General features: G+C 51.4%; 19 protein-coding genes. All 19 read left to right on the top strand.

What is annotated here, in order from left to right; genetic code table 11:
• The first annotated feature begins 162 nt into the window (after positions 1-162).
• Entirely contained in the window at positions 163-942 is a 780-nt protein-coding gene (codY, locus tag JOD24_RS11845; RefSeq protein ID WP_380166757.1) for a GTP-sensing pleiotropic transcriptional regulator CodY, read from the top strand.
• 221 nt (positions 943-1,163) lie between these two features.
• Positions 1,164-2,939: an ABC transporter ATP-binding protein gene (locus JOD24_RS11840; RefSeq protein ID WP_380166759.1), complete on the top strand. Its 1,776-nt coding sequence runs from the start codon at positions 1,164-1,166 to the stop codon at positions 2,937-2,939.
• 20 nt (positions 2,940-2,959) lie between these two features.
• Positions 2,960-3,379 (top strand): ATP-binding protein, encoded by a 420-nt coding sequence (locus tag JOD24_RS11835; protein WP_380166761.1) that lies wholly within the window; start codon positions 2,960-2,962, stop codon positions 3,377-3,379.
• Between the two features lie 449 nt (positions 3,380-3,828).
• Complete coding sequence (gene cyoE / locus JOD24_RS11830; RefSeq protein WP_380166763.1) at positions 3,829-4,755, top strand: heme o synthase; 927 nt, start codon at positions 3,829-3,831, stop codon at positions 4,753-4,755.
• Between the two features lie 144 nt (positions 4,756-4,899).
• Entirely contained in the window at positions 4,900-5,898 is a 999-nt protein-coding gene (gene coxB, locus JOD24_RS11825; RefSeq protein WP_429246971.1) for a cytochrome c oxidase subunit II, read from the top strand.
• 117 nt (positions 5,899-6,015) lie between these two features.
• The gene (ctaD, locus tag JOD24_RS11820; protein ID WP_429246982.1) at positions 6,016-7,881 is read left to right on the top strand and encodes a cytochrome c oxidase subunit I; all 1,866 of its coding nucleotides are present in this window, start codon (positions 6,016-6,018) and stop codon (positions 7,879-7,881) included.
• Entirely contained in the window at positions 7,881-8,510 is a 630-nt protein-coding gene (locus JOD24_RS11815) for a cytochrome (ubi)quinol oxidase subunit III (RefSeq protein WP_380166767.1), read from the top strand. The genes ctaD (JOD24_RS11820) and JOD24_RS11815 overlap by 1 nt, the downstream gene beginning before the upstream one ends.
• Positions 8,511-8,513: 3 nt before the next feature.
• Positions 8,514-8,819: a cytochrome C oxidase subunit IV family protein gene (locus tag JOD24_RS11810; RefSeq protein ID WP_380166769.1), complete on the top strand. Its 306-nt coding sequence runs from the start codon at positions 8,514-8,516 to the stop codon at positions 8,817-8,819.
• A 288-nt stretch (positions 8,820-9,107) separates the two neighbouring features.
• The gene (locus JOD24_RS11805) at positions 9,108-9,971 is read left to right on the top strand and encodes a sulfite exporter TauE/SafE family protein (RefSeq protein ID WP_429246970.1); all 864 of its coding nucleotides are present in this window, start codon (positions 9,108-9,110) and stop codon (positions 9,969-9,971) included.
• Positions 9,972-10,128: 157 nt separating this feature from the next.
• Positions 10,129-11,070 (top strand): heme o synthase, encoded by a 942-nt coding sequence (cyoE, locus tag JOD24_RS11800; protein ID WP_380166773.1) that lies wholly within the window; start codon positions 10,129-10,131, stop codon positions 11,068-11,070.
• Positions 11,071-11,124: 54 nt separating this feature from the next.
• Positions 11,125-12,138: a cytochrome c oxidase subunit II gene (gene coxB / locus JOD24_RS11795; protein ID WP_429246969.1), complete on the top strand. Its 1,014-nt coding sequence runs from the start codon at positions 11,125-11,127 to the stop codon at positions 12,136-12,138.
• 118 nt (positions 12,139-12,256) lie between these two features.
• Positions 12,257-14,080, top strand: a complete 1,824-nt coding sequence (gene ctaD, locus JOD24_RS11790; protein WP_429246981.1) for a cytochrome c oxidase subunit I — start codon at positions 12,257-12,259, stop codon at positions 14,078-14,080.
• Complete coding sequence (locus JOD24_RS11785; RefSeq protein ID WP_188432863.1) at positions 14,080-14,706, top strand: cytochrome c oxidase subunit 3; 627 nt, start codon at positions 14,080-14,082, stop codon at positions 14,704-14,706. Before ctaD (JOD24_RS11790) ends, JOD24_RS11785 begins: the two co-directional genes overlap by 1 nt.
• A 24-nt stretch (positions 14,707-14,730) precedes the next feature.
• Complete coding sequence (locus JOD24_RS11780; RefSeq protein ID WP_429246968.1) at positions 14,731-15,606, top strand: cytochrome c oxidase assembly protein; 876 nt, start codon at positions 14,731-14,733, stop codon at positions 15,604-15,606.
• 168 nt (positions 15,607-15,774) lie between these two features.
• Complete coding sequence (locus JOD24_RS11775; protein ID WP_429246967.1) at positions 15,775-16,341, top strand: class I SAM-dependent methyltransferase; 567 nt, start codon at positions 15,775-15,777, stop codon at positions 16,339-16,341.
• Positions 16,342-16,354: 13 nt separating this feature from the next.
• Complete coding sequence (locus JOD24_RS11770; protein ID WP_429246966.1) at positions 16,355-16,972, top strand: DedA family protein; 618 nt, start codon at positions 16,355-16,357, stop codon at positions 16,970-16,972.
• Between the two features lie 37 nt (positions 16,973-17,009).
• Positions 17,010-17,177, top strand: coding sequence for a hypothetical protein (locus tag JOD24_RS11765; protein ID WP_429246965.1), 168 nt, complete (start codon positions 17,010-17,012; stop codon positions 17,175-17,177).
• Between the two features lie 21 nt (positions 17,178-17,198).
• Positions 17,199-17,918, top strand: coding sequence for a response regulator (locus JOD24_RS11760; RefSeq protein WP_429246964.1), 720 nt, complete (start codon positions 17,199-17,201; stop codon positions 17,916-17,918).
• Positions 17,911-19,383: a sensor histidine kinase gene (locus JOD24_RS11755; protein WP_429246963.1), complete on the top strand. Its 1,473-nt coding sequence runs from the start codon at positions 17,911-17,913 to the stop codon at positions 19,381-19,383. Before JOD24_RS11760 ends, JOD24_RS11755 begins: the two co-directional genes overlap by 8 nt.
• Positions 19,384-19,549: the final 166 nt, after the last annotated feature.

Below are 19,549 nucleotides of genomic sequence, written 5' to 3'. Positions count from 1 at the left end.
CATAATAGGAGAAGTGCCGAGATTTGTCCACCTTCTCACATAATTTACAATTCAGTGTGGCTCGGTATATCCCCGTTCACCATTCTTAACCTTGAAAATTCCGGTACAATTTGTGAATAAAAACACACAGAAAAAACAAATGACCCATGGGGGGAACAGGAAATGGATTTGTTGAACAAAACGCGTCGGATCTCGAAAATTCTTCAAAAAAATGTAGGCCATCACTTGGTGGACTTTGATCAGGTGGCAGAAGCGCTCTGCGATGTGATCGGTGCCAACCTGTATGTGGTCAGCCCCGAGGGGGAAATCCTCGGTCTGGCAGTCAATCATGAGATCGAGAACGAGCGGATGCAGAAGTATCTCAAAGATCGTCAATTTCCGGATGAATATGCCAACATGTTGATGGATGTAGACAAAACCTCTCCCAATGTGAGCGTAGAAGACCCGTTGACGGCTTATCCAGTAGAAATGAAGGACATGTTTAAACACGGGTATACCACCTTGGTGCCTGTCGTGGGCGGTGGAGACCATCTGGGAACACTAGTACTGTCTCGGATCAATGAAAAGTTTGTAGACGATGATCTGGTGCTCGCCGAGTACGGTGCAACGGTGGTTGGGATGGAGATTCTCCGTGAACGGGCTGGCAAAATCGAAGATGAAGCACGCAGCCGGGCAGTGGTTCAGTTGGCGATCAACTCCCTTTCTTTTAGCGAGTTAGAAGCTGCAGAACATATTTTCAATGAGCTGGAGGGTTCGGAAGGCTTGCTGGTGGCCAGTAAAATTGCGGATCGCGTGGGGATTACTCGGTCGGTGATCGTCAACGCCCTTCGCAAATTGGAAAGCGCCGGTGTGGTCGAATCCCGTTCCTTGGGGATGAAAGGAACCTATATCAAGATTTTGAACAATAAATTACTCCCAGCTCTTGAAAAAGCACGGGGCTGAATGAGCAAAAAAGCCGCCGATCCAGGCGGCTTTTTGTTGTTGTCGAGAAAAAACCTGAACAGATGGAAGAAGCATCTTTCGACACTCGCCAGAGTTGGGTTTGGATCCGAATTCGACAGCACCATGAAAGGGGAAATCTCAGCATATTCACCATACTTTTTGGAGTTGCACTCTCTGTTATAATGAGATGAATCGATCTGAGAGTGGGAGTTGAGTTTTCATTGGGGAGTGTTCGGAGATACATTCAATTTGTTCGCCCTTACCGTAAGCAGATTGTGGCAACCATGGTGGTGGGCGTGCTGAAATTCGGCATTCCTCTGTTGTTGCCTCTAATTCTGAAATACGTGGTAGATGACATTTTAATGACAAATGCACCTGTGGAAGAAAAACTGAACCATCTTCTGTGGATTCTCGGGGGTGCTTTGTTTGTTTTTACGGTGCTGAGGTGGCCGATAGAGTATTACCGTCAGTATTTTGCCCAGTGGTCGGCAAGCCGGGTCCTGTTCGATATCCGCAACCGGCTGTTTGAACATATCCAGAAATTGTCGCTTCGCTACTATAACAACCGGAAAGTGGGGCAAATCATCTCCCGAGTGATCAACGATGTGGAGCAGACGAAGGAATTCGTCGTCACGGGGATGATGAACATTTGGCTCGATTTGATCACCTTGCTGATCGCAGTGGGGATTATGTTGTGGATGGATCCCTGGATGACTCTGGTCTCTTTGTCCGTCTTCCCTCTCTATGGTGTGGCGGTCAAATACTTTTACCAGGGGTTGAGAAGCCTCACGCGGGAACGTTCCCAAGCCTTGGCGGAGATGCAGGGCCATCTTCACGAACGAATTCAGGGGATTTCCGTAATTCGAGCCTTCAATCTGGAAAAACACGAGCAAGGACAGTTTGATCAACAAAACCAGCACTATCTAGGCAAAGCGCTAGCCCATTCCCGTTGGAACGCCCATACTTTTGCCGTTGTCAATACGATCACGGACGTTGCCCCGATTCTGGTCATCGGCTTTGCAGCTTATCAGGTTTTGCAGGGGAACTTGACCATCGGAGCTATGACCGCCTTCTATGGTTATTTACAACTGGTTTATGCGCCGATCCGGCGTCTGGTCAATGCCTCCACGATTTTAACCCAATCTCTTGCCTCTATGGACCGGGTCTTTGAGTTCCTGGATGAACCCTATGACATCCAGGACTCGCCTCATGCCCGTTCCGTCCCTCAGGCACGGGGGGAGATCACCTTCCGGGATGTTCATTTTTCCTATCAGGATAGTGGGGAGGAAGTGTTGAAAGGCATCGATTTGAAGATTGCTCCGGGACAGACGATCGCCCTGGTCGGCATGAGTGGGGGCGGAAAATCTTCTATGGTCTCGCTGATTCCTCGCTTTTATGACATTCAGCAGGGAAGCGTGTCAGTGGACGGACTAGACGTACGTGACTGGCAGCTCTCCGATTTGCGGAGAAGAATCGGGATGGTGCTTCAGGATAATATCCTGTTCAGCGGCAGTGTGCTGGAGAATATCCGGATGGGAAAGACAGATGCCTCTTTTGAGGAAGTGGTAGCAGCGGCCAAAGCGGCCAACGCCCATGAGTTCATCACAAATCTTGTTAAGGGATATGACACAGAGATCGGGGAACGAGGAGTCAAGCTCTCCGGGGGTCAAAAACAGCGTTTGGCCATTGCAAGGGTGTTTTTGAAGGATCCAGCCATCTTGATTTTGGATGAAGCAACCTCTGCTCTCGACCTGGAGTCAGAGCGTTTGATTCAGGAGTCCTTGGGGAGACTGGCGAAGAATCGTACGACCTTGATCGTAGCTCACCGTTTGTCTACGATCACTCATGCCGACAAGATTTGCTTGATGGAAGAGGGGCAGATTGCAGAGTCGGGAACCCACCGGGAATTGATGGAGAAAGGTGGGAAATATGCTCATCTGTTTAATGTTCAATATCTGGATCGATCAGATGTGCCAGTCAGCGGGGGCACATCCTGAAACCTGGGGAGGGGAGAGAGTTGAGTACCTTGATCTCGATCAAAACGGAATCGGATGTGATTCCCATCCGTAGCAAGGTTCGAGAATTTGCCGGAGGGTTGGGGTTTGATGAGCTGGACCAGAGTCGTATCGTTCAGTCGGTATCGGAACTGGCGCTTAATGTGTTGCATCATGCGGGGGAAGGTACGGTTTTGATCGAGTCCCTGGACGGAGGAGGGCAGCAGGGTATTCGCATGGTGGTCCAGGATTTTGGGCCTGGGATGGAAGAAACGGAATCCATCCTCAGAATGACGGAAACCCCGTCGATGATGGAGGGACATGGACTTCGCCAAGTGAAAGAATTGATGGATGAATTTGTGCTTCGGGCAGTAGATGGAAAAGGAACCTGCGTTCAGGTGAGCAAGTGGCTCACCGATGCCGCAAGACAGACAGAGGGATAGTTCGAAAGTAGGAGTGTCAAGAGAGAGGCCGAGCCTGTTGGATCCAATGGCGGTTCTGGCCTCCAGCTTGACAATCTTGTACTTAATGTATACATATTTTGAACCTTTGCTGGTCTTACTTGACGTTGTTCTTTTGGCTCATCTACAATGAACATGATCATACTGCCGCCCATTGTATGCTGTGCTTCATTATGGGACTTTTTGGTCGCTTGAGGACATTAGAAGAATAATAGGAAAAGCCTTCATCGGGAAAGGGCTTTCAGACACCTTCTCGGGCGGAAGGATCCACGCTGGTTTCCCTTTGTGAGACAATGTGACCTGAGGTGAGGGGGGTTCCAGCGCAGTTTTTTGTCACCCTTCTCTTGTCCTGCGTCGTTCCAGGAGCAAGAGAGCGGTACGGCAGTAGTAGCAAAATACAGTGGGCCCGATCCATAGAAAGGAGGGGTACCGTGGAACGACCCATGATTCAACAGACCTCAAGTGGCCTGTTGGCTGATACGGAGATGGCCAAAGTCACTTGGAGAGATTATTGGGAATTGACCAAGCCAGGGATCAATGCTTCCAATCTGATGGCTGTGTTCGCAGGGTTTTGGCTGGCCGGTTATGGTTCTTTAAATTTCGGTCTTCTGTTGGCTACTTTGTTGGGAGCAGCCCTTGTGACTGCAGGAAGTTGTGCGATCAATAATTACATTGACCGGGATATCGATCCACTGATGGCCCGGACGCGCAATCGTGCTGTGGCTGCCGGAAGAATCCAGCCGCAGTCTGCACTCTGGATCGGAATCCTGTTGACGTTGGCGGGTGTTGCTCTTCTAGGCTCTCTGGTTAACCCGCTTTCGGCGATCCTGGCTGCGATAGGCTTTTTGGCCTACGTTTTTATATATTCCATCTGGACAAAGCGGACAACGATTTGGAACACCGTGATCGGGAGTATTGCTGGGGCTGTCCCGCCCATGATTGGGTGGGCGGCGGTGCAAGGAACATTGGATCTCACTGCCTGGGTGCTGTTTTTGTTCATGTTTATCTGGCAACCACCCCATTTCTACGCCTTGGCGCTAATGAAAACCGAAGATTATCGAGGGGCAGGGATTCCGATGTGGCCGGTGGTGAAAGGTCCAGCCGATACTCGACGGCAAACGGTGTTGTTTGTGATTTTGATGCTTCCTGCATCACTCTTGCTGTTCGGGACGGGAGTGGTGAGCTGGCTGTATCTTGGTGTGGCCATCCTTCTCGGCGGGGCATGGATCTACCAGGCAATGATCGGCTGGTCTTCCCTCGACGACGAAGATTGGGCCCGAAAGATGTTCTTCTTCTCGATTCTTTACCTGACGGTGATGCAAGTAGTGATGGTGATCGACCCGATCTTGTTCAGGTGAGGCGACATTGCGGGGATCGTTTGTCCAACAGTCGCCGAGCTCTTGTTAGAACGGCGGCGCTGTTTTGATATAAAGAGTGAGCGGTCTGATCGATTTGATGAGAGAAAGCGGGGTTAAACGGATATGAGTCAGGGGAAACGTTTGGTGCTTCTTTTGTCCTTGTTAGCAATCTTCGCCTTGGTGATGACCGGGTGCGAAGAGCCGTCGAAATCCGTCTTCAATCCCAAGGGCAGTGCTGGTGAGCAGAACCTTGACCTGATCATGGTGAGTGTGTACATCATGGCCTTTGTCTGTGTGGTTGTCATGGCCATCTATTTTTATGTGTTGATCAGGTATCGACAGAAGCCGGGTGACAACAGCATCCCCAAGCAAGTGGAAGGTAGCATGAAACTGGAGATGTTGTGGATTATCGTTCCGATCATCTTGCTGGTGATCTTGGCGGTCCCCACGTTGACCAGTACCTTCACACTGGCGGAGAAACCTACCAAGGACGAAGATGCTGTGCGGGTGAAGGTAACAGCACATCAATATTGGTGGGAGTTCGACTATCCGGAATTGGGAATCAAGACATCACAGGAGATGCATATCCCGGTGGGCAAACGAGTTTACCTGGAACTGACCTCCGATGATGTGGTTCACTCCTTCTGGGTACCGGAACTGGGAGGAAAGCAGGATACGGTTCCCGGTCGTACCAACCATATGTGGATGGACGCCAAAGAGCCGGGTACCTATGCAGGACGCTGTGCTGAGCTTTGCGGCGCCAGCCATGCTCTGATGAACTTTGAGGTGGTCGCCGATCAGCCAGATGACTTTGACAAGTGGGTGGCCAAGCGGCAAAAACCCTCCTCCGAACCGAAAACAGCTGAGCAAAAAGCGGGTAAAAAGGTATTCAGCCAAAACTGTATGAGTTGCCATGCTATTGAGGGCACTGAGCTGAAAACCAGTGGAGGCAAAGGCCCCGACCTGACAGGATTGGGTGAAAGGCAGAAAATCGCGGGACTGTTGGATAACAACGATAAAAATCTGGATAAATGGTTGAAACATCCCGACGAGATCAAACCAGGCACCTATATGCCGTCCTTTGACTTCCTGAGCAAAAAAGACATGAAAAACCTAAAGGTCTATTTGGAGAGCCTGGAGTGATCAGGCGCAACGTGCAATAGGTGGAGGTTTTTTGCACGGTAGTATTGACTGGAGGAGGGAATTCCTTTGGCTACGATTGTTGTCTTAGTCGTGTTGGCCCTTTTATTGGGCGCCATTTTGACCGGTGGATACAACAAAGAGTTGAACAACCGTCTTCGTTCTCACTGGCTTTGGGATTGGATCACGACAACAGACCATAAGAAAATAGCCGTCCTGTACATGTTGGGTGGTACTTTCTTTTTTGTCATCGCAGGGGTCCAAGCGTTGCTGATGAGAACCCAGTTGTTGTTTCCCAACAACGATTTTATGGTAGGGCGGGAATTTAACGAACATCTGAGCATGCACGGTACGAATATGATTTTCTTCGTTGCCATGCCACTCCTGTTCGCGCTGATGAATGCGATCATTCCATTGCAGATTGGGGCGCGGGACGTCGCTTTCCCCTTTCTCAACGCATTAGGTTTTTGGCTCTTTTTCGCCGGTGCGTTGCTGATGAACTTGAGCATGTTGTTTGGTAATTCCCCTGATTCGGGATGGACCAACTACGTTCCCATCGCTTCCAATACCTATAGTGCGGGAACGGGTATTGATTACTATGCGCTGGGGATCCAGATCTCCGGTTTTGGGACCTTGATGGGTGGTCTTAACTTTATTGCTACGATCATCAATATGAGAGCTCCAGGGATGTCCCTTTTGCGGATGCCACTTTTCACCTGGACCTCCTTTGTCTCTTCCGCTTTGATTCTGTTTGGGTTTCCGCCGCTGACTGCAGGACTGTTTCTGATAATATTTGAACGTCTGTTTGGTGCCGGGTTCTTTGATGTAGCCGTCGGTGGAAATCCTGTCATCTGGCAACACTTGTTCTGGATTTTCGGTCACCCGGAAGTTTACATCGTGGTTCTGCCAGCGTTTGGTATTATGTCCGAAGTGATCTCCACCTTCGCTAAGAAGCGTCTCTTCGGTTACAACTCGATGGTGTTTGCCTCGTTGCTGATCGGTTTCCTCGGCTTCATGGTGTGGGCTCACCATATGTTCACCGTTGGCATGGGGCCTGTTGCCAACTCCATCTTTGCGATTGCGACGATGGCGATTGCCGTTCCAACTGGGATTAAAGTTTTCAACTGGCTGTTTACCATGTGGGGAGGAAAAATACGCTTTACCACGGCGATGCTGTTTGCCGTCGGTTTTATCCCCACTTTCGTCATAGGTGGTGTCACCGGGGTGATGCTTGCCTCACCGCCGGGAGACTATCAATACCATGACAGCTATTTTGTGGTGGCCCACTTCCACTACACTCTGATCGGTGGTGTGGTGTTGGGGCTTTTCGCAGGAGCTTATTACTGGTGGCCCAAGATGTTCGGCTATAAGCTGAATGAAACGATAGGTAAGTGGTCCTTCTGGGTGTTCTTTATCGGGTTCCACTTAACCTTCTTTATCCAGCACTTCCTCGGGTTCTTCGGAATGCCGCGTCGGGTGTTCACTTATCAAGCCGAAGACGGTGTGGCCCTGATCAACCAGATCAGTACCGTGGGCGCCTACATGCAGGCACTGGGTGTAGCGATCATCGTCTTCAATGTGATCTATAGCTACATGCACCGGACACCTGCCGGGAATGATCCTTGGGATGGCCGTACTCTGGAATGGACGATCCCCTCTCCGGCTCCGGTATACAACTTTGCCCAGTTGCCGAAAGTTCGTTCCGTGGATGCCTTCTGGCACGAGAAAATGCTGGGGAACAAACAAATGGAGCCGGCGGAACCGCTGGGTCCGATCCACATGCCGAACAACAACCATCTGCCATTCCTGATGTCTCTCGGCATGTTTGTATCCGGTTTGGGCTTTATCTTCCGCTCTTGGGAAGTGGGAGCCTTGGGTCTGGCCTTTTTCTTCCTGGTCATGTTCCTCCGCTCCTTCGAAAAGGATCATGGCTATCACATTGAACCAGACGAGATTCAACGAGTTGAGAAAGGGGCGAATGCGTGATGAGTACAGCCCAGGTTGAGCAAACAAACGCTACGACGGGTCTGTCCCCCCATCCGGAGCGGGAGACCATGGAAGGGCGGAACAAAATCACCGGTTTCTGGCTCTTCCTCGGTGCCGAGACTGTCATGTTCGCCTGTTTCTTCGGAGTCTATCTCGCGCTGCGGAATTCCTCCATGGATGGTCCGACCACCCAGGAACTCTATCATATCCCGATGGTGGCCGTGTCGACGCTGATTCTGTTGTTCAGCAGTCTGACCAGTGTCCTCGGTGTGGTGGGGATGCAACAGCATAATTACAAAAAGACTATGCTCTGGTTCGGGATCACCGTCCTGCTGGGAGCGTCTTTCCTCGGATTCGAGATCTATGAGTTTGTCGTGTATGTGGGTGAAGGGCACACCTTTACCAGTAGTGCCTTCGGGTCGGCCTTCTACACCTTGCTGGGAACCCATGGAGCCCACGTGTTGTTTGGGGTCTGTTGGATCACGGGTCTCTTGGCTCAAGCTCGGAAACAGGGTTTAACCCAAGTAATGGCCCCCAAATTCTTTGTGGCCAGTCTCTACTGGCACTTTATCGACGTGGTGTGGGTGTTTATCTTCACCGTTGTCTACCTCATGGGGAAGGTGGGTTAAATCATGGAAGCCAAGGCACAACAAAGCCAACCTCAGGCTGAGAAGCAGGTTGGTGGGATGAAATATGTTGTCTCTTTCGGGTTGATGCTTGTATTGACAGGTCTTGCCTTCGCCGCTGTGATTATGAACATCGTACCCCAGCAATGGATCATCCCGATAATTCTGGGTTTGGCGACAGTCCAGGTGTTTATGCAACTCTTTTCCTTTATGCATCTGGACTTTAAAAAGGAAGCGACGATTGTCACATTCATGTTCTCCGGGATCTTTTTTGGTCTGGTTTGTGCAGTGGGAGTGGCCTTCCTCTCCTGAAAAAGAAACATCCCCCGTCATTAGACGGGGGATGTTTTCATAGAAGGGACTGTCCTGTTTTGTGGATTCGTCTCAGAAAATTTGGGTGAGTCGGATCGACTCAGCACGCCTGAGATCAGGCGTGCTGTTTTTTTATTTCCAGGGAAATGGAAAGTGTGATTCAGGCGGGAACCCACTTCCTTTCCTAAGCATATGATGCGTTATCCTGCGAAGCTGATCCATCGGCGGGGGTTCATCCAACTGAGATGAATCCCCCACTTTATCGCATCGGGGAGGGAACCAAGATTTATGCAAAGGCTGATCGTCCTTGCTTTAATCGGATTTGTTGCCCAATTGATTGATGGTGCGCTCGGCATGGCGTACGGTGTTTCTTCTACGTCACTTTTGTTGGCTTATGGGATTGCACCGGCAATTGCCTCCGCTTCCGTTCATATGGCGGAGCTGGTGACCACTGCCGCCTCCGGACTCTCCCATTGGAAGTTTGGCAATATCGATAAGTCGGTTGTGAAAAAATTGATCATCCCCGGTTCCATCGGTGCCTTTTTGGGTGCTTGTTTTCTCAGCTATTTGCCGGGGGAATCGGTCAAACCATTTATTGCTGCATTTTTGTTTTTGTTAGGTTTTTTTGTTATATTTCGCTTTTTGTTTGGAAACCAACGTCCTCGGCGGGTGGTTAGAAACAAAAAGGCGAAATGGATGGCCCCCCTGGGTTTGATTGCGGGGTTTGCTGATTCCACTGGTGGAGGTGGTTGGGGTCCTTTGACCACCCCCGTCCTGATATCCCGAAATGAGATCGAGCCGCGAAAGGTGATCGGGTCGGTGGATGCCAGTGAATTTGCGGTCGCCCTTTTTGCCTCTTTAGGGTTTCTCATCTCTCTCGGTTGGAATGAAGTGAACTGGCTATGGGTGGGAATGCTGATGGCGGGAGGAGTTGTGGCGGCACCGATCGCCGCTTGGTTTGTCCGGGTGGTTCCCTCTTATCTGTTGGGAGTGCTGGTGGGAGGTCTGATCATCACGACTAACGCTCATACCCTGATGAACTCCTCTACATTTTTTGCGAAGTGGAATCAGACGGCGGTCTACATCTGTTTAGTCGTGTTCTGGGTGATTTGTCTAGGCATGGCCTTACGGAAGGGAAGGAAAAATCAATAATTTGAAGAGAGAACCTTTCATCTCCTAACCCCCATCCGGGGTTTTTTTCTTTTTGCTCCACTTTTTACATATTCAATCCACATTATTGGAAGGTTAAGCGTGAGTGGAATATCACCCGATGTTCTATCAGGGATGTTATTGGGAAAGGATGGAGATCATGGATCAACCCTTCGCAACCACTCCACGCAAGTCCAGTCCGGCAAACCGGCTTCCCTTCTCTGAAAGGGTCCTTTCTTCTGGAAAGGATATTCTATCTCTGACCAAACCGGGAATCAATCTTTCCAACCTGTTTGCCTGTCTGGCAGGGTATTGGCTTGCTTCCGGTGGGGTTCCGGAATGGAGGAGTTTGAGTTGGGCACTGCTGGGGACTGCCTTGGTGGTGGGAGGCAGTTGTGCCTTAAATAACGGAATAGACCGGGATTTCGATCGCAAAATGGAACGAACCAAGCACCGGCCGGTACCTTCTGGAAGGATCGACTGGAGAGCGGCGGTTCTATTGGGGTTGATCCTGACCGGGGCGGGGGTGTGGTTGTTGTTCTTGGGAGTGAATCCCCTGGCAGCCGGGTTGGCGGCGGCGGGATCTTTTCTGTATGTGGTTATATACACCCTGTGGTTGAAACGATCCTCCGCCTCCAACACCGTGATTGGCGGTCTGTCCGGGGCGATTCCTCCCTTAATCGGGTGGGCGGCCGCAGGCCAAGGGCTGACTTGGACGGCATGGATTCTGTTTTTCATTCTGTTTCTATGGCAACCCCCCCATTTTTTTGCTTTAGCCCTGTTGAAAACAGATGATTACCGAAGAGCGGGGATCCCCATGCTTCCGGTGGTGAAGGGGGAACGGAGCACCCGCAGACAGATGTTGTTCTTTGTCTGTCTTCTGCTCCCGGTATCCCTTTTACTGGTGGGGACAGGGGCTGTAAGTTGGGGTTATTCAGTGGCTGCCTGGGTTTTGGGAGTTAGCTACTTGATTTTGGCCTTGCTGAGGTTCAAGGAAGACGGAGAGAAACGTTGGGCTCGATGGATGTTTCGCTACTCGTTGATCTACCTTACCTTGATTCTGACGGCAATTGCGATTTTTGCCGATCCTTTCCCCCAATGATCGACGGGTTTTTCGATTTTTTACTACGTGGTGATGAATGGGGAGTGAATCCGAATGAAACGACGTTTACCGGTCTGGTGGCTGTTGATGATTCCTGGTCTGTTAGCCGGATGTGTCAGCCGCAATAATATGTCGGCACTCGATCCCCAAGGTCCGGTTGGGAAAACACAGCTGAATTTGGTTTATCTTAGCACCGGGATTATGACTTTTGTCGTGATTGTGGTGGCTGTAATTTTCATTTACGTGGTGATCCGGTATCGGGAGCGACCGGGAGATGAGAAAAAGGGAATCCCAGAACAGGTGTCGGGCAGCAAAAAGTTGGAGATCTTGTGGACGGCGATTCCAGTGTTGCTGTTGATCATTCTGGCGGTCCCCACGATTTCCACCACCTTTACTCTCAACAGGAAGCCAGCTCCAGAGGAGTCCATCCGAGTGAATGTGACTGGCTATCAGTATTGGTGGGGATTTGAGTATCCGGATCACAAGGTTTCCACAGCGAATGAGGTACATATCCCTGCTGGCAAAAAAGTGGAGTTTGTGATGAAGTCTCATGATGTGGTCCATGCCTTCTGGGTTCCCAGCTTGGGGGGGAAGCAGGATTTGAATCCAGGCAGACAGGACCGGATTGTCCTTCAGGCAGACAAACCGGGAGTTTATGAAGGCAAGTGCGCTGAGTTGTGTGGATCGTCACACGCCTTGATGAACTTTAGAGTGATCGCACACAAGCCGGATGATTTTGATCGGTGGATCGCTTCGCAGAGGAAACCCGACTCCACACCCAAAACGGTTCAAGCCAGAGAAGGGAGACGCCTGTTCAATCAGAATTGCATCGGTTGTCATGCTGTGCGGGGAGGCGGATTCAAGGTGGAGGGAAGGACGGGTCCCGAACTGACCGCTTTCAGCGAGCGGACCCGGATTGCCGGTATTCTGCCGAACAATGAGAAGAACCTGAAGGACTGGTTGAGAAATCCCCAAGGGTTCAAACCGGGGAACCGGATGCCGGCCTTTGACCATCTGACGGAAAAGCAATTGGATGCACTATCCGTTTATCTGGAAAGCCTGAAATAAACCAATACAGTAGATCGAAGGAGGGAGTTCCTTGGCCACCCTGATCATCATACTCATTTTGGTTTTGTTCCTCGGGGCTATTCTGACCGGAGGGTACAACAAAAGATTTCTGGAACGGATGCAACAAAGCGATCTGTGGAGTTGGATCACCACAGTGGACCACAAGCGGATCGGGATTCTCTATCTGATTTCTGGCGGCTTCTTTTTCGCCGTGGCGGGGCTGGAGGCGCTTCTGATCCGGATTCAGTTGATGGTCCCCAACAATGCGTTCATTGTGGGGGACACATATAACCAATTGACGACCATGCATGGTACAACCATGCTCTTTCTGGTGGCTCTGCCCATTCTGTTTGCGTTGATGAACTTTATTGTTCCACTGCAGATCGGGGCCCGGGATGTTGCTTTCCCCTTTCTCAACTCCCTGGGTTACTGGCTGTATGTATCCGGTGGGCTGCTTCTCAATCTGAGCTGGATTTTCGGAGGGGCACCTGATGCCGGATGGACCAACTATGCCACCTTGGCCCTGAATGATTACAGTCCGGGCCCCGGGGTCAACTATTATGTGCTCGGTCTGCAAATCTCCGGGATCGGGACATTGATCAGCGCCATCAACTTTATCACCACAATCGTCAATATGCGGGCTCCAGGGATGTCCTATCTGCGCCTGCCGTTGTTCACCTGGACCACATTTGTGACGTCGGCGATCATCATGTTTGCTTTTCCCCCGTTGACGGCGGGATTGTTCATGATGATGTTTGACCGGATCTTCGGCGCCACTTTCTTCTCAACGGCGGGTGGGGGAAATGTCACCGTCTGGCAACACATCTTCTGGATCTTTGGTCACCCTGAGGTTTATCTCTTGATCCTTCCGGCTTTCGGAGTTTTTTCCGAGGTGATCCCCACCTTCTCCAAAAAGCGTTTGTTCGGTTACAACTCCATGGTGTTTGCCACGGTTCTGATCGGCTTCCTGGGCTTTATGGTCTGGGTGCACCACATGTTTACTGTGGGTTTGGGCCCGGTGGCCAACTCCATCTTTGCCATCTCCACCATGGCCATCGCCGTTCCCACAGGGATCAAGATATTCAACTGGCTGTTCACGATGTGGGGTGGGCGAATCCGATTCACCACAGCGATGCTCTATGCCGCCGGATTTATTGTCACCTTTGTCATGGGAGGAGTGACCGGGGTGATGCTGGCAACGGTTCCGGCTGACCTGCAATTTCATGACACTTACTTTGTGGTGGCCCACTTTCACTATGTCATCATCGGGGGAACTGTGATGGGAATGCTGGCCGGATTCTACTACTGGTGGCCCAAGATGTTCGGCAGGGTTCTCAACGAAAAACTGGGAAAATGGAGCTTCTGGTTCTTCTATCTGGGTATACACCTGGCCTTTTTCCCGCAGCATTTCCTGGGGTTGAACGGCATGCCCCGCAGAGTGTTTACCTTTGAAGCGAACAAAGGATTTGAAACGGGCAATCTGGCGAGTACGATCGGGACATTCCTGATGACGATCGGAGTCTTGATTCTACTTTACAACGTGGTTTGGACCCTTCGAAAGGGGAAGCAAGCCGATGCAGATCCCTGGGACGGACGTACCCTGGAGTGGGCGGTTTCCTCTCCGCCCCCGGTCTATAACTTTGCTCAGACTCCCCGGGTGAGGGGGTTGGATGCCTGGTGGCTGGAAAAGGTTCATGGGGACGGCAAGCTGAAGCCGGCGGAACCGCTGGGTCTGATCCACATGCCCTCTCCCTCCCATCTGCCTTTTATCATGGCTGTGGGATTCTTCATCTCCGGGTTCGGGTTCGTGTTTCACAGTTGGCAGGTCGGCGCTTTGGGATTGGTGGTCGTGTTCATTATGATGTATGTCCGTTCCTTTCAGGAGGATCACGGATATCACCTTCAGCCTGATGAATTGAAAGGACAGGGAGTGGACAGCTGATGAAGATTGAAGAGAAGACTGCTTCGGTGGCGGGAGGGATTCCCGCCGAGCCGGAAAAAGCCACATTGGAAGGTAAAAATAAAATCGTGGGATTCTGGTTGTTTCTGGCGGCGGAATCGACCCTGTTTGCGACGGAAATGGGAGCTTATGTTGCCTTGAAGGGATCTCACATGAACGGTCCCGCCTCCCATGAGTTGTTTCAATTGCCGATGGTGGCCATTTCCACCCTGATCCTGTTGGTCAGCAGTTTAACCAGTGTGTTGGGGATCATGAGCATGCATGCCCATGACTCCAAAAAAATGCTGTTCTGGTTTCGGGTGACGATTTTGTTGGGGGCAGCCTTTCTCGTTCTGGAATCCTACGAATTTATGGAGTATGTCCATGCGGGACACATCTTGAGCGGGAGTGCTTTTGCCTCTTCCTTTTACCTGTTGTTGGGAACCCACGGGGCTCACGTGTTGTTCGGTGTTCTGTGGATTTTGGGATTGGTGATTCAGGGAGCCAAAAAAGGAATTACGGTGCACACAGCTCCGAAGTTTTATCTGGCCAGCCTGTACTGGCACTTTATCGATGTGGTCTGGATCTTTATCTTCACGGTGGTTTACCTGATGGGAATGGTTACCTGAAAAAAGGTGGAAGGGGGAAGAGTGATGGATGCTCTGATCGGGGCGATTCTGACTCGGGAATTGTGGAATGTGGGGCTCAACCTGACAATGGTTGCGCTCGGCGGTTGGTATCTGGCGGCAACAGGCCCCCAAAGAAAACCTCAGATCGGTTGGGAGCCGGTTTCCCCGGGAAGAAAAATGCTGTTTCTCACAGGATTGATTCTCTTTTACCTCGCACTGGGCAGCCCGATGGAGGCGATTGGGCACGAATTGTTCAGTGTTCATATGTTACAACAGTCGATTCTCTATTTGATCGTGCCCCCTCTGATGATCCGGGGAATCCCGGACTGGATGTGGCGCCATTGGCTTCAAAGCTTTCCCTTCAAAAAATGGTCGGTATGGGGTCGTCGCCCTGTGGTTGCGTTGCTTCTTTTCAACGGACTGTTTTCCGTCTACCATCTCCCGCGGGTGTTCGATTTTTTGATGGGGGATGAGCTGTATCAGTTGCTATCACACATCGTCCTGATCTTGACGGCAGGCTTGATGTGGTGGCCTGTGCTCACCCCGTTGGCAGAGGAACGGGTGTTGCAACCCCTGAAGAAGTTGGCATATCTCGCCGCTGCAGGGATGCTCCTAACCCCGGCCTGTGCCTTGATTATCTTTTCCGATGGGTTGCTGTTTGCTTCCTATGAGGGAACCCGGCTTTTTCCCATTCTTTCCCCCCACAATGATCAACAGTTGGGCGGAGTGGTGATGAAAATCATCCAGGAGATCGCTTATGGGACTGGCATGGGGCATGTCTTTCTGCAGTGGGTTCGTCAGGAGGGAAAAAAGAATGTGTACGGGGTACCTGATGAATCGGTGGCTATGCCATCGGTGGAATTCAATGGTGGAAACTTGGGGCGGGAAGATCTGAAGTGAGATGGCATCGGAATGTAGGTAAACCTGATCTCCCCGCCGGGTCTGATCTAGAACATGGGAGGGGTTGTTATATCCGATGGCGAAACAGGATTAAGAAAATCATAAGAATGGATCCCCTGTTTCCTTCAGCATTTCCCCCTATGATGTCTTCTGAAGGGAGCTGATTGAATGAATTATTTTGCCGACCGTGGAAAATTCCTACTCCGTTTTTTTCGGTCTCCACTTCGGATTGGGAGTGTCACTCCTAGTTCCAGACAATTGGTACAGGCGATGTTGGAGCCGATACCATGGAATGAGGTTCGGATCGCGGTGGAATTGGGTGCAGGGACCGGTGTGGTTACTCGGGAGCTGAAGCGATGGTTGCCATCGGATGCAATGGCGTTCATTTTTGAGAAGGATCCAGTACTTCAGATCGCGTTGCGCCAGGATTATCCCGAATTTCACCATGTTGCGGAAGCGGAGATTCTGAGGGGTGCGATGAAGAACCGGGGAGTGGCCGGGGCCGATGTGATCTTTTCTTCACTGCCCTTCGCCAATTTTTCGGAGGATGCCAGAGTCTCCATTTTGGATCAAGTGCGGGATGGATTGACACAGAACGGGGTATTTACGGCGTATCAGTATACCCCGCAAATGAAAAAACTCTTGGGTGAACGGTTTCGAGATGTAAGGGTCTGCTTTGTTCCTTGGAATCTTCCGCCTGCCTTTATCTATATCTGCCGGGAACCGATCCGATGAGGAGGGCTGTGGGATGGAAGTAGAGGAGTGGGTACACTGGATTTCGGAAGTCGGTTATATGGCACTGTTTTTTTGCTTGTGGTTGGGGATTATCGGTATGCCTGTTCCCGATGAAACCGTGGTGATGACAGGGGGGCTTGTCTCTTCCATGGGACTTTTGGCGCCTGTTCCCTCTTTCCTCGTCACTTATATGGGAGTGGTCTCCGGGCTCAGTCTGGGATATGTGGTGGGCCGATGGGCTTCTCCCCTCCTGCACCGTCTCGTGAGAAAGGGGAAGAGAAAGCAGCTGTTAAAACGGTCAGAAGAAATCATCAGAAAATATGGAGGAGTGGGACTCAGCTTCAGTTATTTTATACCGGGTGTGCGCCATGTAGCCCCCTATCTGGCCGGATGTGGCCGGATGCCCTTCCGATTGTATGCACTTTATTCCTACGGGACAGGCCTGGTATGGACCGGGGTCTTTTTCTTTTTGGGGAGAGTCGCGGGCCAAGCAGGAAATCTCGTTTCTCTGTCGGATTTAAATGGATTTCTGGTGGGGGGAGCTGCGCTATTGATCGTGGGATTGTGGATGATTTGGAGAATCGGGTCTCTCCGTATGCGGCGGCTCCCAGAGGAGAGCGATTGGATGTGAAAACGGCTGAAGGATGGATAAAGGGGGAGGAATTTGGTTGGTGGCACAAGAAATCTTTCGCTGGACCATGACAGTGATCGTACCGGTGTTTGCATGTTTGAAAGTGGGTTTGTATATCGGGTACATCGATGATAAAAAAGAGAGGAATGAAAGATTAAAACCCGAACCATCTTCGAAGCGGAGATTTATGGACTGGACGGCTTGATTCCGGGAAAGGGGGAGGATCATGAATCGGGCGACAACTGTTCTCATTGTGGATGATGACCGGGAGCTTCGGGAGATGATTCAGCTTTACCTCAGAAACGAAGGGTACGAAATCCTGCAAGCATCCGATGGAAAACAGGCCTTGGAGCTGGTGGAGAGGCATTCCGTCGATTTGGTCGTCCTGGACCGGATGATGCCTGATATGGATGGGCTACAAGTCTGCATCCATCTGAGGGAGCGACATCAGATGCCTGTCATCATGCTGACGGCGAAGGTGGAGGACCTGGATAAAATCGAGGGCCTCTCTGTGGGTGCGGATGATTATGTGACCAAACCTTTCAATCCACTGGAATTGGTGGCCCGGATTAAAGCCCAACTGCGTCGTTCCAGATTGTTTCAGCCGATGTCCCCAAAGGAGGAGAGTGTGTTCCAGCTACAGCATCTAACGATTGATCCAGCGCGTCGTCTGGTGCGCAAGGAAGGACGGGAGGTGCACTTGACCCCCAGGGAATTTGACATCCTTCTCCTGCTGGCTCGCCGTCCGGGGGTGGTTTTTCCCTCTGAAGAGCTATATGAACAAGTTTGGGGGGAGCCTATGCTGGTCTCCGCCAACACGGTGATGGTTCATATCCGTAAAATCCGGGAAAAGGTGGAATGGGATCCCCGTAACCCCTCTGTGATAAAAACGGTGTGGGGGGTTGGATATAAGGCGGAGGCGGGGATGCCAGATCGACATGGTTAAGTGGGTCCGACGGTGGGTGGTTGCCCTTTCCAGATGGGTCACATCCAGTCTGCGTGCGCAGATGGCGGGGTTTGTCTTTCTCGCGCTACTGGTCGCAATTCTTCTGCCTCAGTCCCTATGGTTGTACGGGAAATTGACAGGATTCGGAGTCACCCATGAGACCAAATACTACTACCCTTCTGCCGAAGAGGTGAGGGAGGAGCTTCAACAGTTGACAGTGAAGTTAACACGGAGTCAGGAGGTCCCTCTGGATCAGTTGGAGGGGGAGGAAGAGCGTCTCAATGAACTGATATCGGATTCGTCCTTATCCTATGCCCTAACAGACGGAGAGGGACGGGTACTCATGGGTGCCGGAAATCTATCGGAACACAGGATGGATCTTCATCGGTTTTTGAGACAGGTGGAGACTCAGGATGAAGAACCTGGGGACCGACCAGAGTCGCGAGAGATCGCTGCGGTTTATCCCTTTACACATCTCGGGGAAGAATATTACCTTTTCGGCGTGAAGAGGGTGAAAGGGAGACCGATCACCTATGAGATCGGCAATCCCGTTTTGAGCTTGGTGATCGGTATTCTCGGTTTTTTGTTGACCTTTGTTTGGTTGACTCGGGGCAAGCTGGGGCAGATCCGAGCTCTGGCCCAGGGGATGGATCGGATCGCCGAAGGGGATTTTTCCTTGCGTTTGAAGGAAAGAGGGCAGGATGAACTGGCTTCTCTCACTTCTAATATCAATCAGATGGCTGCTCGTCTGGAAACCGCCCGAGAGCGGGAACGGGCATGGGAGCAAAATCGGATGGAACTGATCACCAATATCTCCCACGACTTGCGAAGTCCGCTCACCTCTATGATCGGCTATTTGCAGGTGATGCGGGACAACCCTGATGCAGAGCGGGAGGAACTTCTCCGCTATGGCGGAATTGCCCTCAGTAAAGCCCAGGGGTTGCAACGGTTGATTGACGACCTGTTTGAGTATGCCAAACTGACCCATCCTGACACACAGATGCAGAGAGAGCGGATCTCCCTCACCCGCCTGTTGGAACAACTGGTGGAAGAGGCTTCTGTGTCGGCGGAAGCAAAGGGGATTCAACTAAAAACTGAACTGCCCGATGATCCCCTGATGTTGACCGGAGATCCCTCCTTGTTGGTTCGTCTGTTCGGAAATTTGCTTGATAACGCCCTCCGTCACGGAGCTGGAGGTCCGATCCAGGTACACGCCATCCGGGAAGGGGATTGGGCTAAAATCAGGGTCGCTAATCCGGTGGATGATCTGGATCCCGCCTTGCTGGAGCGCCTCTTTGACACTTTTGTCATGGGAGATGCATCCAGGGGGAAAGGAGGATCCGGCCTGGGCCTCGCCATTGCCCACAGCGCAACCGAACTCCACGGCGGAGAGATCCATGTCGAGGGGGTGGAGGGAGAGATTCAATTCCACATCCGCTTGCCCTTGGCTAGGCAGGGAGGCTGACTAGGGAGGGGACGGATGGCATCCCCTGCGTTTTTTAGCCCAGTTGGCGAGACTTGTGCCCGATGGGTGCAAAGGATCTCTCCGCCAGTCACACAGGCCCCCTTTTCTTTTCCCATGGGATACTGATGGACTGGACAGGCTTTAGAAGTGTTGTGATTTACATCGG

It is taken from the genome of Kroppenstedtia sanguinis (assembly GCF_050433445.1).
GTDB classification, from domain to species: Bacteria; Bacillota; Bacilli; order Thermoactinomycetales; family DSM-45169; genus Kroppenstedtia; species Kroppenstedtia sanguinis.
Note: the sequence above shows the minus strand (reverse complement) of the source record. Positions and strands in the feature narration are given on the sequence as shown.